The organism is Pseudoxanthomonas sp. Root65 (assembly GCF_001427635.1).
Lineage (GTDB): Bacteria > Pseudomonadota > Gammaproteobacteria > Xanthomonadales > Xanthomonadaceae > Pseudoxanthomonas_A.
On sequence record NZ_LMHA01000002.1, the window covers coordinates 196,739 to 210,150 of the forward strand.

The 13,412-nt window shown below is 68.6% G+C and carries 17 protein-coding genes and 1 pseudogene; 14 read left to right on the forward strand and 4 right to left on the reverse strand.

Annotation, left to right across the window (positions count from 1 at the left end; genetic code table 11):
• Positions 1-2: 2 nt before the first annotated feature.
• The 5 genes from ftsB (at position 3) to ASD77_RS18125 (ending at position 2,958) form a co-directional block, all read left to right on the forward strand.
• Positions 3-353, forward strand: coding sequence for a cell division protein FtsB (ftsB, locus tag ASD77_RS11365; protein WP_055941598.1), 351 nt, complete (start codon positions 3-5; stop codon positions 351-353).
• A complete protein-coding gene (gene ispD / locus ASD77_RS11370) occupies positions 350-1,048 on the forward strand; it encodes a 2-C-methyl-D-erythritol 4-phosphate cytidylyltransferase (RefSeq protein ID WP_156383606.1) in 699 nt (232 codons plus the stop codon). The genes ftsB and ispD overlap by 4 nt, the downstream gene beginning before the upstream one ends.
• An 18-nt stretch (positions 1,049-1,066) precedes the next feature.
• A complete protein-coding gene (ispF, locus tag ASD77_RS11375; protein ID WP_055941601.1) occupies positions 1,067-1,558 on the forward strand; it encodes a 2-C-methyl-D-erythritol 2,4-cyclodiphosphate synthase in 492 nt (163 codons plus the stop codon).
• Entirely contained in the window at positions 1,555-2,616 is a 1,062-nt protein-coding gene (gene truD, locus ASD77_RS11380) for a tRNA pseudouridine(13) synthase TruD (RefSeq protein ID WP_055941603.1), read from the forward strand. Before ispF ends, truD begins: the two co-directional genes overlap by 4 nt.
• 117 nt (positions 2,617-2,733) lie before the next feature.
• Positions 2,734-2,958 carry a hypothetical protein gene (locus ASD77_RS18125; RefSeq protein WP_156383607.1) on the forward strand — a complete coding sequence of 75 codons (225 nt, stop codon included), beginning with the start codon at positions 2,734-2,736 and terminating at the stop codon, positions 2,956-2,958.
• Between the two features lie 26 nt (positions 2,959-2,984).
• Here the strand turns inward: ASD77_RS18125 and ASD77_RS11385 are convergent, their stop codons facing one another.
• Positions 2,985-3,533 carry a Smr/MutS family protein gene (locus ASD77_RS11385; protein ID WP_055941605.1) on the reverse strand — a complete coding sequence of 183 codons (549 nt, stop codon included), beginning with the start codon at positions 3,531-3,533 and terminating at the stop codon, positions 2,985-2,987.
• Positions 3,534-3,622: 89 nt separating this feature from the next.
• Here ASD77_RS11385 and surE point away from each other — a divergent pair, with 89 nt between their 5' ends.
• The 5 genes and pseudogenes from surE (at position 3,623) to ASD77_RS11410 (ending at position 7,444) form a co-directional block, all read left to right on the forward strand.
• A complete protein-coding gene (gene surE / locus ASD77_RS11390) occupies positions 3,623-4,402 on the forward strand; it encodes a 5'/3'-nucleotidase SurE (RefSeq protein WP_055941607.1) in 780 nt (259 codons plus the stop codon).
• Positions 4,399-5,076 (forward strand): protein-L-isoaspartate(D-aspartate) O-methyltransferase, encoded by a 678-nt coding sequence (locus ASD77_RS11395; RefSeq protein WP_055941609.1) that lies wholly within the window; start codon positions 4,399-4,401, stop codon positions 5,074-5,076. The genes surE and ASD77_RS11395 overlap by 4 nt, the downstream gene beginning before the upstream one ends.
• Positions 5,077-5,080: 4 nt before the next feature.
• A complete protein-coding gene (locus ASD77_RS11400) occupies positions 5,081-5,737 on the forward strand; it encodes an exopolysaccharide biosynthesis protein (protein WP_055941611.1) in 657 nt (218 codons plus the stop codon).
• A 39-nt stretch (positions 5,738-5,776) separates the two neighbouring features.
• Positions 5,777-6,578, forward strand: a pseudogene (locus tag ASD77_RS11405) (peptidoglycan DD-metalloendopeptidase family protein).
• Positions 6,579-6,589: 11 nt separating this feature from the next.
• Entirely contained in the window at positions 6,590-7,444 is an 855-nt protein-coding gene (locus ASD77_RS11410) for an endonuclease/exonuclease/phosphatase family protein (RefSeq protein WP_055941613.1), read from the forward strand.
• Here ASD77_RS11410 and ASD77_RS11415 read toward each other — a convergent pair.
• From ASD77_RS11415 to yhbY, 3 genes are read right to left on the reverse strand one after another with little or no spacing between them, the layout of a single operon-like run.
• A complete protein-coding gene (locus ASD77_RS11415; protein ID WP_055941615.1) occupies positions 7,405-8,034 on the reverse strand; it encodes a D-Ala-D-Ala carboxypeptidase family metallohydrolase in 630 nt (209 codons plus the stop codon). The genes ASD77_RS11410 and ASD77_RS11415 overlap by 40 nt on opposite strands.
• A gap of 13 nt (positions 8,035-8,047) precedes the next feature.
• Positions 8,048-8,425 carry an Mth938-like domain-containing protein gene (locus ASD77_RS11420; protein ID WP_055941617.1) on the reverse strand — a complete coding sequence of 126 codons (378 nt, stop codon included), beginning with the start codon at positions 8,423-8,425 and terminating at the stop codon, positions 8,048-8,050.
• Between the two features lie 22 nt (positions 8,426-8,447).
• Positions 8,448-8,753: a ribosome assembly RNA-binding protein YhbY gene (gene yhbY / locus ASD77_RS11425; protein WP_055941619.1), complete on the reverse strand. Its 306-nt coding sequence runs from the start codon at positions 8,751-8,753 to the stop codon at positions 8,448-8,450.
• A gap of 99 nt (positions 8,754-8,852) precedes the next feature.
• Here yhbY and rlmE point away from each other — a divergent pair, with 99 nt between their 5' ends.
• From rlmE to ASD77_RS11445, 4 genes are all read left to right on the forward strand, one after another.
• Entirely contained in the window at positions 8,853-9,485 is a 633-nt protein-coding gene (rlmE, locus tag ASD77_RS11430) for a 23S rRNA (uridine(2552)-2'-O)-methyltransferase RlmE (protein ID WP_055941621.1), read from the forward strand.
• A 49-nt stretch (positions 9,486-9,534) separates the two neighbouring features.
• On the forward strand, positions 9,535-11,463 hold the full coding sequence (ftsH, locus tag ASD77_RS11435) for an ATP-dependent zinc metalloprotease FtsH (RefSeq protein WP_055941623.1): 1,929 nt from the start codon (positions 9,535-9,537) through the stop codon (positions 11,461-11,463).
• A 190-nt stretch (positions 11,464-11,653) separates the two neighbouring features.
• A complete protein-coding gene (gene folP / locus ASD77_RS11440) occupies positions 11,654-12,553 on the forward strand; it encodes a dihydropteroate synthase (RefSeq protein WP_055941625.1) in 900 nt (299 codons plus the stop codon).
• Positions 12,554-12,611: 58 nt separating this feature from the next.
• Positions 12,612-13,412 carry a cytochrome c gene (locus ASD77_RS11445; RefSeq protein ID WP_055941627.1) on the forward strand — a complete coding sequence of 267 codons (801 nt, stop codon included), beginning with the start codon at positions 12,612-12,614 and terminating at the stop codon, positions 13,410-13,412.

Consider the following 13,412-nt stretch of genomic DNA (forward strand, 5'->3'; position numbering starts at 1 on the left):
CCATGCGCAAGGCGCCCTGGCTGCTGCTGGTGCTGGTACTGCTGCTGGGATGGCTGCAGTACAAGTTCTGGTTCGGCGTCGGCAGCTCGGGCCAGGTCGTCGCGCTGGAGCAGCAGGTCGCCTCGCAGAAGCGCGAGAACGCCGGCCTGCAGGAGCGCAACGATGCGCTGGCCGCCGAAGTCGAGGACCTCAAGTCCGGCGAATCGGCGGTCGAGGAGCGCGCACGCAGCGAGCTGGGCATGATCAAGCCCGGCGAGAAGTTCTACCGCGTGGTCGAAACCGTTGCGCCCGTGCCGCCGCCGGGCGGTGACGCGGGTGGAAGCGACGATGACGTCGCGGACCGCGTTCCCTGATGGCCCGCCTCTGGGCCGTCGTGCCGGCGGCGGGACGCGGCACGCGCTTCGGCGGTGAGCTTCCCAAGCAGTATCTCGTCGTCGACGGTGCGCCGCTGATCGCGCACACGCTGGCGGCGCTGTTCGCGCACGATGCGGTGGAGGGCGCGGTGGTGCCGGTGTCGGAACACGATCCGGACTGGCCGCGCTGGACCGCGTTCGCCGGCAAGCCCGTGCGCGCCTGCGTCGGCGGCGCGAGCCGTGCCGCCTCGGTGCTGGCGGGCCTGCACGCATTGCCCGACGAGGTGCGCGCGGATGACTTCGTGCTGGTGCATGACGCCGCGCGCCCCAACCTGTCGCTGTCCGACCTGTCGCAACTGCTGGAGCGCGGACGCAATGATCCGGTCGGTGCGATCCTGGCCGCGCCGGTGCGCGACACCTTGAAGCGGGCCGGCGACGATGGTGGCATCGACGCCACCGAACCGCGGGAACGGCTGTGGCGCGCGTTCACTCCGCAGCTGTTCCGCCGCCTGCAACTGACCCGCGCGCTGGAAGCGGCCACCGCCGACGGCGTCGAGGTGACCGACGAGGCAATGGCGATGGAGCGTCTCGGCTTGCGACCGCTGCTGGTCGAGGGCGCGGAGAGCAACTTCAAGATCACCACGCCGGCGGACCTGGCGCGGTTCGCCTACGAACTGGCGCAGCGCAGCCGCTGACGCTTTAACGGGAACACCATGTCCGACTCCTTGAACATCCGCATCGGCCAGGGCTTCGACGTGCACGCCTTCGGCGACGGCGACCACGTCATGTTGGGAGGTGTGCGCGTGCCGCATGAGCGCGGCGTGCTGGCGCACAGCGATGGCGATGTGGTGCTGCATGCGCTGTGCGACGCGATGCTCGGCGCGTTGGCGCTGGGCGACATCGGTAAGCACTTTCCGCCGTCGGACGATCGCTGGAAAGGCGCGGACAGCCGTGCGTTCGTCCGCCATTGCAATGCCTTGATCGCCGAACGCGGCTGGCGGGTCGGCAATGCCGACGTCACCGTGATCTGCGAGCGACCGAAGGTGGGGCCGCATGCCGACGCGATGCGCGCCTGCGTGGCTGAAGACCTGGGCATCGGTGTCGATGCCGTCAGCATCAAGGCCACCACGACCGAGAAGCTGGGCTTCACCGGGCGTGGTGAAGGCATCGCCGCCCAGGCCACGGTGCTGCTGGTGAAGGCGTGAGCGACGGCGGCTTGCCGCGCGCGTTCGGGGCGCCGGTGCTGTCGGCGCGCATCCGTAGTACGCCGGAGGATTTCTTCGTCGAGGAACTGGACGGCTTCGAGCCCTCCGGCGAAGGCGAGCATCTGCTTCTCACCGTCGAGAAGCGTGGCATGAACACCGTGTTTGCGGCCAAGCAGATCGCCGCGTGGGCAGGTATCGCCGAGATGGGCGTGGGCTACGCAGGACTGAAGGATCGCCATGCGGTGACCCGGCAGCGCTTCAGCGTACATCTGCCGCGCAAGGTGGCGCCCGATCTGGCGAAGCTGGCCGTCGACGGGTTGACGGTCGTCGCGTCGACCTGGCACTCGCGCAAACTGCCGCGCGGTGCGCTGGCCGGCAACCGGTTCGAGCTGGTGCTGCGCGACGTGGCCGGCGATGCCGAGGCCATCGAGGCGCGGCTGCGCGAGATCGCGGCGCACGGCCTGCCGAACTGGTTCGGCGAGCAGCGCTTCGGCCGCGATGGCGGCAACGTGGCGGCGGCCCTGGCGATGTTCGCCGGACGTCGCGTCAGGCGCGAGCAGCGCTCGCTGCTGATCTCGGCGGCGCGCTCGGAGCTGTTCAACCGCGTGCTCGCGGCCCGACTGGCGGACGGCAGCTGGAATCGTGGCCTGGAAGGCGAGGTCTGGATGCTGGCGGGCAGTCGCAGCGTGTTCGGACCCGAGCCGTGGAGCGATCCGTTGGCGCAGCGGCTTGCCCACTTCGATATCCATCCCACGGGTCCCTTGTGGGGCGCCGGCGAGCCGCGCACGCAAGCGGACGCGCGCGAATGCGAGACAACGGCGTTGCAGGGCGAGGACGCGTTGGCCTTGCGTGCCGGGCTGGAACAGGAGGGATTGCGCCAGGAGCGTCGCGCACTGCGGCTGGTTCCGCAGGGATTGGCATGGTCCTGGTTGCCGGACGACGCCTTGCGCCTGACGTTCGCGCTACCGCCCGGCAGCTATGCCACCGCCGTGCTGCACGAGCTGGGCACGGTCACGGATGCGTCGCAGGGCGACGACCGTCCGTCGGCACGCGACTGACGGCACTGGAAGCGATGCACCGCAGGCGTATAAGCGCAATCAGGCACGCCACGCCGCCATGACGTCGGGAGCGAGTGGCGTCGCCAGACCCCATTGACCTGTGTCGGAGGGAATGCCATGAACGCCATGATCCGTCTCGCCGTTGCCGTCTCCGCGTGTGGTTTGCTGGCAGCTTGCGCCAGTAGCGGTGGCACCGCATCGTCGCCTCCGCCCGAACAGCGGCCACTCACCGCCGAACAGCAGTACATCGCTTATGTGGAACGGATCGCCAAACGGCGAGGCATCACGTTGACCTGGGTCAATCCACCGCGGATCGAGGAAAAGAAGGCCGCCCCGCAATAAGGGCGTGGCGCCTGCCGATGGCGCGCTCAGCGGTGGGCAAGCAGTACCAGGACCGCCCCGGTGCCGCCCTGCGTGGGCGGTGCCGAGTGGAAGGCCATGACGTCGGCGCGCTGGCGCAGGATCCGGTCGACCAGATTCTTCAGCACGGGTGCGTCGCTGTCCGATCGCTGGCCCTTGCCATGGATCACGCGCACGCAGCCGTGGTCGTGCGCATGCGCCTCGGCGAGGAACCGGCGTAGCAGGCTTTCCGCCTGCAGCGCAGTGGCGCCGTGCAGGTCCAGTTCGTCCTGCACCGAGAACTGTCCCCGCTTGAGACGCTGGAAGGCGCGGGGCGACAGCGCCTCGCGGCGGTAGCTCAAGACATCGCCCGCCGCATGCAGGTCCAGCGTGTCCAGGCCACGTTGGAACTCGCTGCGCGCATCGTGTTCGTCGCGCTCGGCCATGCGTGCCGCCGGTCTCGGAGGCGCCTTGCGGGGTGGCAGCGGCGCCTCCTGCAGCTTGCGCACCTCGCCGATCGCATCGCGGAACAGCGCAGCGTCATCGTCATCGTCATCGGGCGGGGCGGAACGGGCCATGCCATCAGCGTAGCGGCATCGCGACGTGACGCAAGCGCGGGAAGCACCGGCGCGGTTCCGGTATCATGGGGCCGTCCCTGAGGAAACCCATGCGCGTACTGGTCAGCAACGACGACGGCGTCGACGCCCCCGGCATCCGAATCCTGGCAGAGGGCCTGCGCCATGCGGGCCACGAAGTGTATGTGGTCGCGCCCGACCGCGACCGCTCCGGTGCCAGCAACTCGCTGACGCTCGACCTGCCGATCCGGCTGAAGCGCATCGACCACTACACCTGCAGCATCGCCGGCACGCCGACCGACTGCGTGCACCTGGCATTGACCGGCATGCTGGAGTTCGAGCCGGACATCGTGGTGTCGGGCATCAACAACACCGCCAACCTGGGCGACGACGTCATTTACTCCGGCACCGTGTCGGCGGCGATGGAGGGGCGGTTCCTCGGCCTGCCGGCGGTGGCGATGTCGCTGGTCAGCAAGAACCACGACGCCAACCACTACGACACCGCCGCGCGCGCCGCCGTGGAAATCGTGGCCCGGCTGAAGTCGGACCCGCTGCCGGCCGACACCATCCTCAACGTCAACGTGCCGGATCTGGCCTGGGCGGACGTGCGCGGCTTCGAGGTCACCCGCCTCGGCAACCGCCACCGTTCCGAGGCCTGCGTGCCGCAACCGGATCCGCGCGGCCACACCGTGTACTGGATCGGGCCCGCCGGGCGCGAGCAGGATGCGGGCCCGGGCACCGATTTCCATGCGGTGCGCACCGGCCATATCTCGATCACGCCGATCCACGTCGACCTGACCCGCTACCAGGCGCTGGAAAAAGTCGCCGGCTGGGTCGATGGCCTGACGGCCGCGCTCGAGGATCCGGCATGACGCCACGGTTGCGGCTGCAGCCCGAAGCGGTGGGCGTGGGCATGACCTCGCAGCGGGTACGCGACCGTCTGGTCGAGCGCCTGCGCGAGGCCGGCATCGCCGACGAGCGCGTGCTCAACGCCATCCGCACATTGCCGCGCCACCTGTTCGTCGACGAGGCGCTGGCGACGCGCGCGTACGAGGACACCGCGCTGCCGATCGGCCACAGCCAGACCATCTCGCAGCCGTGGGTGGTGGCGCGGATGACCGAGGTGCTGCTGGAAACGGCGCCGAAGAAGGTACTTGAGATCGGTACCGGCTCCGGTTACCAGGCGGCCGTGCTGGCCGTGCTGGGGCTGGAGGTCTATACCGTCGAGCGCATCGGCGACCTGCTGCGGCAGGCGCGCAAGCGGTTGCGCCAGATGGGGTTCAACGTGCGCAGCAAGCACGATGACGGACGCATCGGCTGGGCCGAGCATGGTCCTTACGACGCCATCATCGTGACCGCCGCCGCGCCTGCGCTGGTGCCGGTGCTGGTGGAACAACTCGCTGTCGGCGGACAACTCGTGGCGCCGGTCGGGGGCAGCGGTTCGCAGTCGCTGGTGCGGCTGGTGAAGCGCGACGATGGCAGCGTGGAGGAAACCACGCTGGCGCCGGTGGTGTTCGTGCCGCTGCTGTCCGGCACGCTGGATTGAAGGCGTGACGACACCCGATCCCCGCCATGGACTTCCCGGCGACACTTCATCGCTGGGCGAACAGCTGGCCGGCATCATCGAGCGGCTGCCCCCGGATTCGCTGAGTCTTGGCGAACTGCTGGATGTCTTCAGCGATGAGGGCCTGCTGCTGCTGACCATCCTGCTGACACTGGTATTCCTGATCCCGGTCTCGATCCCGGGCGTGAGCACTGTCTTTGGTGCCGCGATCCTGCTCGTCGGCATCAGCCGTCTGGTCAACCGGCCCCTGTGGTTGCCGCAGCGGATCAAGCACAAAGCCTTGCCGGCCGATCGCCTGAGGCCGGGCCTGACGTCGGGCCTGGTGTGGGTGCGTCGCATGGAAAAGATCAGCCGTCCGCGCCGGTTGCGGCTGTTCGTCGACGGGCCGGGACAGGGCGTCATCAACAATCTGGCCTTCATCCTGGCGGCGCTGCTGCTGATGGCCCCTTTCGGATTCGTACCATTCAGCAACACCCTGCCAGCCTTGGCCCTGCTGCTGTATGCCATCGGCTTCATTCAGCGCGACGGCGGCGCCATCCTGCTCGGCCATCTGGCCAATATCGGCACGATCGTCTATTTCAGCGTGCTGATCGGTGGCGGCGGCGTGGCGGCCCGCGAACTGTTCCAGCGATTGACCGGCTGAGCCGTGCGGCTCCCGCCTTGTGAGGAAACGACCGAACGCATGACCACGACGCTCCGCTCCGGCCACCGCATCACGCGCGCCCTCTTGATCGGCATCGCCGTGGCGATGCTGGGTGCCTGTTCCACGACGGTGGTGCGCGAGCCTTCGACCTCGTCGTCCACGCGCAAGCCGTCGCAGGCCAAGCCGGGCGCCACGGTGCGCGTGCAGCGTGGCGACACGCTGTACGGCATCGCCTTCCGCAACGGGGTGGACGTCAACGATCTGGCCCGCTGGAACGGCCTGGCTGCGCCTTACACGATCTATCCCGGCCAGTCGCTGAAACTCTTTCCAGGCAGTGGCAGCAGCCGGCCTTCGGGCACAACCGGCGCACCCGCGCCGACCCGGCCCGCGACCGGCACGGCCACCCGGCCGCCTCCGGCACCCGTCACCCGTCACCCGCCCGGCGGCAACGCCGGCGCCGGCCGCAAGTGGATTCACCTGGCGCTGGCCTGCCGACGGGCACCTGATCGGCCGCTTCGTCGCGGGCGATGCCACCAAGCAGGGCGTCGATATCGCCGGCAGCAGCGGGCAGGCGGTGCGTGCCGCCGCGGATGGCGTGGTGGTCTATTCCGGCGCGGGGCTGGTGGGTTACGGCGAACTAATCATCATCAAGCACAGCGAAGCCTGGCTGTCCGCGTACGGACACAACCGCAAGCGCCTGGTGAACGAAGGCCAGAGCATCAAGGCCGGCCAGCAGATCGCGGAGATGGGCCGCAGCGGCGCCTCGCGCGACATGCTGCACTTCGAGATCCGCCACAACGGCAAGCCGGTGGATCCGTTGCAGTATCTGCCGCCGCGTTGAGCGCCGTGCCGATGTCCCTGTCCTCGTGGCGGAAGCCGGCCATCGCCACCGTGGCGCTGCTCGCGGTGCTGGCGCTGGCGGCCTGCCAGCACCGGCGGACGGTGCCGGCACCGTCGACCTTCGACGTCGTCACCCTCAACCTCTGGCACGACAAGCAGGACTGGCCGCGCCGGCAGGACATGATCGTCGCCGAGCTGACGTCTCTGTCGCCGGAGGTGATCGTGTTGCAGGAAGTGCTGCAGGACGCCGCCTTGCCCAACCAGGCCCAGGTGCTGGCCTCGCGGCTGGGCTACCAGTACCGCTTCTTTTCCGCCGATGCGCCGGACCAGGTTCGCCGCTACGGCAATGCCATCCTGGTGAAAGGTGAGATCGAGCAGTCGCGCGGGGTCACGCTGGCGCCGCTGGACGACTACCGCAATGCAGGCTGGGTGCGCACCACGGTCGATGGCCGCCCGTTGAACGTCTACGCGACCCATCTGCACTACAAGCCGGAAGGCGGCGCGATCCGTGCCGAGCAGATCGCCGGCGTGCTGGCGCTGATCGACGAAACGGCGGGCGATGCGCCCTCGATCATCGGCGGCGATTTCAATACACGTTCGGATACGCCGGAACTGGCCCCGCTGCGTGCGCGATTCATCGAGGCCTACGAACAGGCGCACATGGGCGTGGATGCCAATACACCGGCGCACACCACGCTCAACCCGCACCTGGGCCACGCGCCGATCCGCATCGATCACGTGTTCGCGCAGCGCGATGTGTTCCGTGTTGCCGACGCCGACATCATCCTCGACCAGACCGACGCCACGGGCGCCTGGCCCTCCGACCACTACGGCGTGCGGGTGCGGCTGGTGCGCGTCGCCGACTGACCGGCCGTGCCCACGCACAGCGAGGTGCCGCGACGATGGTCGGTTCCCCACGTGCGATGCCCCTCGGTATCGATGTGGATCCGTGTCGGCGTATAGAAGCCCAATCCCATCGCCAGCGACGGTCCCCGGGTGCGCCAGAACGCGCACAGGGCGGCCACATGGGTGTCGTCGGCGAGGTCGAAGTCCAGTGCGTTGTTGAGCAGGTGACGGCTGCGGCTGCTTCCGCCCGAGCAGCGGTTCACGTCGGCGGACCGGTAACCCGAACGGACATTGCCGCCTTCGACGATCCCCATCGCCTGCAACTGCGCCACCAGGCGCAGGGTCGGCACGATGGCCGCCGCGCGATCTGGGGGCGGGAGCAGGAATTCCGGCGCCTCGCAGGCCTGCCAGCGGCGGCTGGACCGCAGGAGTGCGTGCATGGGGACGACATCGCCGACGCCGGCATCGGCCAGGGTGCGCTCGTATCCGCTCAGCCCCTGCGCGCCAGCGCTTTGCTGCCATGAGCTGTAGCGCTGGACGGCATCGGGGGTGGGAGGGGTGCAGGCCGTGATCGACCCGACGACGAGCAGCAGCAGGCCGGCGCGACCCATCGCCGCGCCGGGGTCAGCGGGGAGCCAGCAGGAAACCGGCGACGACCTTGCGCGATTCGCCGGCCAGCACGTTGAAGGTGCGGGCGGCGGCGGCATTGGTCATGACTTCCAGGCCCACGCCCTGGCGCAGGCAGGCCGCCATCACGGCCGCGGGCGGGAACACCTGCCGGTCGCCCGTCCCCAGCAGGATCACTTCCGGCTGCAGCGCCAGCAGGGGCGCCAGATCGTCCGGTACCAGCGCGGCACTGTCGTGCGCCGGCCAGTCTTCCACGAGTTGCTGCGGGGAAAGGATGAAGCTGGCCGACAGCGTGCGGTCGTTCACGCGCGCGAGGCTGCCGTCGGCGGACCGCAGGGCGAAGGCGTAGTCGGGCAGTTCGTGGCTCAGTTGCATGGCAGGCGCCTGCGTGCCGGGATCAGCCGCGCGGCAGCACGATGTGTCGGCGTTCCTTGCTGGGGCGGTAGAGGACGGCGGTATGGCCGATCCGCTGCACGAGGGCGGCGTCGACCTTGTCGGCCAATTCGCCGATCATGGCGTCACGGGCCTCGCGGTCTTCGCCGATGACCTTGACCTTGACCAGTTCGTGCTGCTCCAGCACAGCGTCCAGCTCGGCGATGAAGGCCGGGGTTACGCCCTTGTTGCCGATCTGCAGCAGGGCCTTCAGGTCGTGGGCCTGGCCGCGCAGGAAACGGGTCTGGGCAGCGGTCAGGGCGACGGGCATGCGGCACGGTACGGGTGGAAAAGGGTGATCAGGGTATCATGGCAACCCCCCAGAACGGCTCCGGCGGCTCCCGTCGCAGCGTGCCCAGAGACCTCGCCCATGGCTACCCGCAGCAAGAGCAGCCAGCGCTGGCTCAAGGAACATTTCTCCGATCCGTACGTGAAGAAGGCCCAGGCCGAGGGTCTGCGCTCGCGTGCCGCCTACAAGCTGGAAGAGCTGCTGGAACGCGACCGCCTGCTCAAGCCGGGCATGGTCGTGGTCGACCTGGGCGCGGCCCCCGGTGGCTGGTCGCAGTTCGTCCGCCAGGCGCTGGGTGCCAGCGGCCGGGTGGTGGCCATGGACATCCTGGACATGCCGCCGCTGGCCGGGGTGGAGTTCCTTCATGGGGATTTCAGGGAGGACAGCGTCCTATCGCAACTGGAAGCCATGCTGGACGGTGCACCGGTGGACCTTGTGCTGTCCGATATGGCCCCCAATAAGAGTGGTGTGGATGCGGTGGACCAGCCGCGGATGATGCATCTGGCGGAGTTGGCGATGGAATTCGCCCACGTCCACCTGAAACCGGGCGGGGCGTTCCTGATCAAGCTGTTCCAGGGCACCGGCTCGGACGACTACATCCGCGAGCTTCGCCGCCGCTATGACAAGGTGGCGATCCGGAAGCCGGACGCCTCCCGCAAGCGCTCTCCCGAGGTGTACGCCCTGGGACAGGGCAAGCGGATCCAAATCAAGTAAGGTCACGTAACGTGCGCAAGCGCAAAGAGGAATACCGGAGCCGATGAGGATGAACGACCTGACCAAGAATCTGCTGCTGTGGGTAGTCGTCGCCGTCGTGCTGATGGTCGTCTTCCAGAGCTTTTCGCCCAAGGGCGCCAGCACCGCCGCGATGTCGGGCGGCACCACGTATTCCGACTTCCTCGACCAGGTGGACAGCGGCAACGTGCAGCGCGTCGAGTTCGGTGGCGACGCCCGCGGTGGCGTCAGCGAGATCACCTACGTGCTGCGCAACGGCGACAGCAAGACCATCAATGCGCCGTTCGACCGCGACCTGATCAACGACCTGCGCACCAAGAAGGTCGAGATCACCCAGAAGGATCCGCCGAGCGGCATCAGCCTGACGGCCATCCTGCTGAACTTCCTGCCGGTCCTGCTGATCATCGGCTTCTGGATCTTCATCATGCGGCAGATGCAGGGCGGTGGCGGCGGTGCCAAGGGCGCGATGTCCTTCGGCAAGTCGCGTGCCAAGCTGCAGGGCGAGGACCAGGTGAAGGTGACCTTCGCCGACGTCGCCGGTTGCGACGAGGCCAAGGAAGAAGTCGGCGAACTGGTCGAGTTCCTGCGCGACCCGGGCAAGTTCCAGAAGCTGGGCGGCAAGATCCCGCGCGGCGTGCTGATGGTCGGCCAGCCCGGCACCGGCAAGACGCTGCTGGCCAAGGCCATCGCCGGCGAGGCCAAGGTGCCGTTCTTCAGCATTTCCGGTTCGGACTTCGTCGAGATGTTCGTCGGCGTCGGCGCCAGCCGCGTGCGCGACATGTTCGAGCAGGCCAAGAAGCATGCGCCCTGCATCATCTTCATCGACGAAATCGACGCCGTCGGCCGCCATCGCGGTGCCGGCCTGGGCGGCGGTCATGACGAGCGCGAGCAGACCCTCAACCAGCTGCTGGTCGAGATGGACGGTTTCGAGGGCGGCGAAGGCGTCATCGTGATCGCCGCGACCAACCGTCCCGACGTGCTGGACCCGGCGCTGCTGCGCCCGGGCCGCTTCGACCGCCAGGTGACCGTGGGCCTGCCCGACGTGAAGGGCCGCGAGCAGATCCTGCGCGTGCACATGCGCAAGCTGCCGCTGGCCGACGATGTGGTGCCGATGGTCATCGCGCGCGGTACCCCCGGCTTCAGCGGCGCCGACCTTGCCAACCTCTGCAACGAGGCGGCCCTGTTCGCCGCGCGCGAGAACGCCAAGGAGGTCCGCATGGACCACCTGGACCGCGCCCGCGACAAGATCATCATGGGTACCGAGCGTCGCTCCATGGCGATGAGCGAGGAAGAAAAGCGCAACACGGCCTACCACGAGTCCGGGCACGCCATCGTCGGCCGCCTGGTGCCCGAGCACGACCCGGTCTACAAGGTCACCATCATTCCGCGTGACCGCGCGCTGGGCGTGACGGTCTACCTGCCGGAGGGCGACAAGTACAGCATCAACCGCACCGGCATCGAGAGCCGCCTGTGCACGCTGTATGGCGGGCGCGTGGCCGAGGAACTGATCTTCGGTGCGGACAAGGTCACCACCGGTGCGTCCAACGACATCGAGCGCGCCACCAAGATGGCCCGCAACATGGTCACCAAGTGGGGCCTGTCCGAGGAGCTGGGTCCGATCACCTATGCCGAGGAAGAGGAAGAAGTCTTCCTCGGACGTTCGGTGTCGCAGCACAAGAACGTGTCCGATGACACCGCGCGCAAGATCGACGAAGTGGTCCGCAACATCCTCGACAAGGCGTACGCGCGCACGACCAAGATCCTTACCGACAACATCGACAAGCTGCACGTCATGGCGGATACGCTGATGCAGTACGAAACCATCGATGCGCCGCAGATCGACGCCATCATGGAAGGTCGCGAAGTGCCGCCGCCGCTGGGCTGGGGCAGGTCGGACAAGGACGACAAGCCGGAATCGCGTCCGCTGCCGCCGATCGGTGGACCGGCCGAGCAGACCTGAGGCGCACGGGTCTTCACAACGTCTGACGCGAAGGCCTGGCCCATGCCAGGCCTTCGTCGTTTCGGCAGGGCGGCAGCGACGTCGGTCGTGATGTTCTTGTGCGGCGGCGGTGGGGTGCCGGGTCGCGACCGACGTCACTCCCACAACGGCACGCGATCTACAATGCCGGTCAACGTTTCCGGAGCCGGCCATGTTCGACACCATTCCGCAGCTGGACTGCGCCGGTCGCATCCTCCGGCTCGACCGCCCGCAAGTCATGGGCATCGTCAACGTCACCCCGGATTCGTTTTCCGATGGGGGCGCGCACGACACCACCGATGCCGCCGTCGCGCATGCGCTGAAGCTGGTGGAAGAGGGTGCGGACCTGCTCGATATCGGCGGCGAATCCACCCGCCCGGGCGCCGATGAGGTGCCGCTGGAAGAGGAATTGCGCCGCGTGGTGCCGGTGATCGAACGGCTCGTGGCGCAGGTGTCGATACCGATCAGCATCGACACGTCCAAGCCGGCGGTGATGCGCGCCGCCGTGCAGGCGGGGGCGGGAATGATCAACGACGTGTACGCGCTGCGTCGCGACGGCGCACTCGATGCCGCCGCGGCGCTGGACGTGCCGGTGGTGCTGATGCACATGCAGGGCGAGCCGCGTTCGATGCAGGCCGCACCCGACTACGACGATGTCGTCGGTGACGTGCACCGCTTCCTGGCCGAGCGCATCTTCGCCGCCGAGATGGCGGGTATTGCGAAGAAGCGCCTCGTCGTCGATCCGGGCTTCGGTTTCGGCAAGGACACCGCGCACAACCTGCAGTTGCTCGCGCAACTGGAGCGCTTCGTCGAACTCGGTGTACCGGTACTGGCCGGCCTGTCGCGCAAGCGCAGCATCGGCCAGATCACCGGCCGCGATGTACCGGCCGATCGCGTGGCCGGGTCCGTGGCCGCGCACCTGATCGCCGCGCAGCGCGGCGCCGCCATCGTGCGCGTGCACGATGTGGCCGCGACCGTGGATGCGTTGAAGGTCTGGAACGCCGTGGCCGCGATTCCCGCGCCGCGCAAGGCGGCGGCCGCACCGACGATCCGCTGGCCGGACGACGACTGACTGGCCGGCGTGCGGCATCCGGCGCGTTGACACGATGGTCGACCCCGGGGCACACGTCATGCGCATCGCTTCCGTCCTGCTGCTCCTGCTACTGGTGGCCTGCAGTCCCGCGCCGCCGCCCGCGACAACGTCCGCCGCCGCCGTCGAGCCCGCACCGCCGCCCGGCGACCCGGTCGAAGGCCTGCGCGTGGCAACGCGCGTCGGCTGCAACGGCTGCCACGGGCCGAGCGGCGCGGGCGAGGTGTTCCTGGAGAATCCCGAACTCGGCCGCATCGTCGCGCCCAACCTGACCCAGCGCCGTGCGCTCTACGACGACGCAGGTCTGGTCGCCCTGCTGCGCGAAGGCCGCACGCACGACGGCCACGTGCCGTGGGGCATGCCGGTCAGGATGTTCCAGCACCTGAGCGACCGCGAGGTGCGCGACATCATCGCGTGGCTGCGCGGGCTGCCGGCGACGGAGAATCCCACGCTGCCGGAAGGGCGGTGGTCGGACAGTTTGGTGGCGTCGACGCGCGACGGCACGCATCCGTGGTTGCCGGACATGAAGCCCGATCCGGGCAACCGTCCGCCCGTGCAGCCGCCGACCTCACACCAGGCGCTGGGGCGTCACTTGGCGATGACCACATGCACCGAGTGCCACGGCTGGGATCTCAACGGCTGGGAGGGTGACCCCGCGCCATCGCTGGTGGTGGCCAAGGCGTACACGTTGGATCAGTTCACGCGCCTGATGCGTACCGGTGAAGTGGCCGCCGGCGGCAAGTCGAAGACCGGCATGATGAGCGGCGTCGCGGCGTACCGCTACAAGGGACTGACCGACGAGGAAATCAGCGCGCTCAAGGTCTTCCTCGATGCGCGCTGA

What these genes read in the sequence shown, in the direction of transcription:
- ftsB (WP_055941598.1), top strand. Translation starts at nt 3, where the DNA reads ATGCGCAAGGCGCCCTGGCTGCTGCTGGTGCTGGTACTGCTGCTGGGA.
- ispF (WP_055941601.1), top strand. Translation starts at nt 1,067, where the DNA reads ATGTCCGACTCCTTGAACATCCGCATCGGCCAGGGCTTCGACGTGCAC.
- ASD77_RS18125 (WP_156383607.1), top strand. Translation starts at nt 2,734, where the DNA reads ATGAACGCCATGATCCGTCTCGCCGTTGCCGTCTCCGCGTGTGGTTTG.
- ASD77_RS11385 (WP_055941605.1), bottom strand. Translation starts at nt 3,533, where the DNA reads ATGGCCCGTTCCGCCCCGCCCGATGACGATGACGATGACGCTGCGCTG.
- surE (WP_055941607.1), top strand. Translation starts at nt 3,623, where the DNA reads ATGCGCGTACTGGTCAGCAACGACGACGGCGTCGACGCCCCCGGCATC.
- ASD77_RS11395 (WP_055941609.1), top strand. Translation starts at nt 4,399, where the DNA reads ATGACGCCACGGTTGCGGCTGCAGCCCGAAGCGGTGGGCGTGGGCATG.
- ASD77_RS11410 (WP_055941613.1), top strand. Translation starts at nt 6,590, where the DNA reads ATGTCCCTGTCCTCGTGGCGGAAGCCGGCCATCGCCACCGTGGCGCTG.
- ASD77_RS11415 (WP_055941615.1), bottom strand. Translation starts at nt 8,034, where the DNA reads ATGGGTCGCGCCGGCCTGCTGCTGCTCGTCGTCGGGTCGATCACGGCC.
- ASD77_RS11420 (WP_055941617.1), bottom strand. Translation starts at nt 8,425, where the DNA reads ATGCAACTGAGCCACGAACTGCCCGACTACGCCTTCGCCCTGCGGTCC.
- yhbY (WP_055941619.1), bottom strand. Translation starts at nt 8,753, where the DNA reads ATGCCCGTCGCCCTGACCGCTGCCCAGACCCGTTTCCTGCGCGGCCAG.
- rlmE (WP_055941621.1), top strand. Translation starts at nt 8,853, where the DNA reads ATGGCTACCCGCAGCAAGAGCAGCCAGCGCTGGCTCAAGGAACATTTC.
- ftsH (WP_055941623.1), top strand. Translation starts at nt 9,535, where the DNA reads ATGAACGACCTGACCAAGAATCTGCTGCTGTGGGTAGTCGTCGCCGTC.
- folP (WP_055941625.1), top strand. Translation starts at nt 11,654, where the DNA reads ATGTTCGACACCATTCCGCAGCTGGACTGCGCCGGTCGCATCCTCCGG.
- ASD77_RS11445 (WP_055941627.1), top strand. Translation starts at nt 12,612, where the DNA reads ATGCGCATCGCTTCCGTCCTGCTGCTCCTGCTACTGGTGGCCTGCAGT.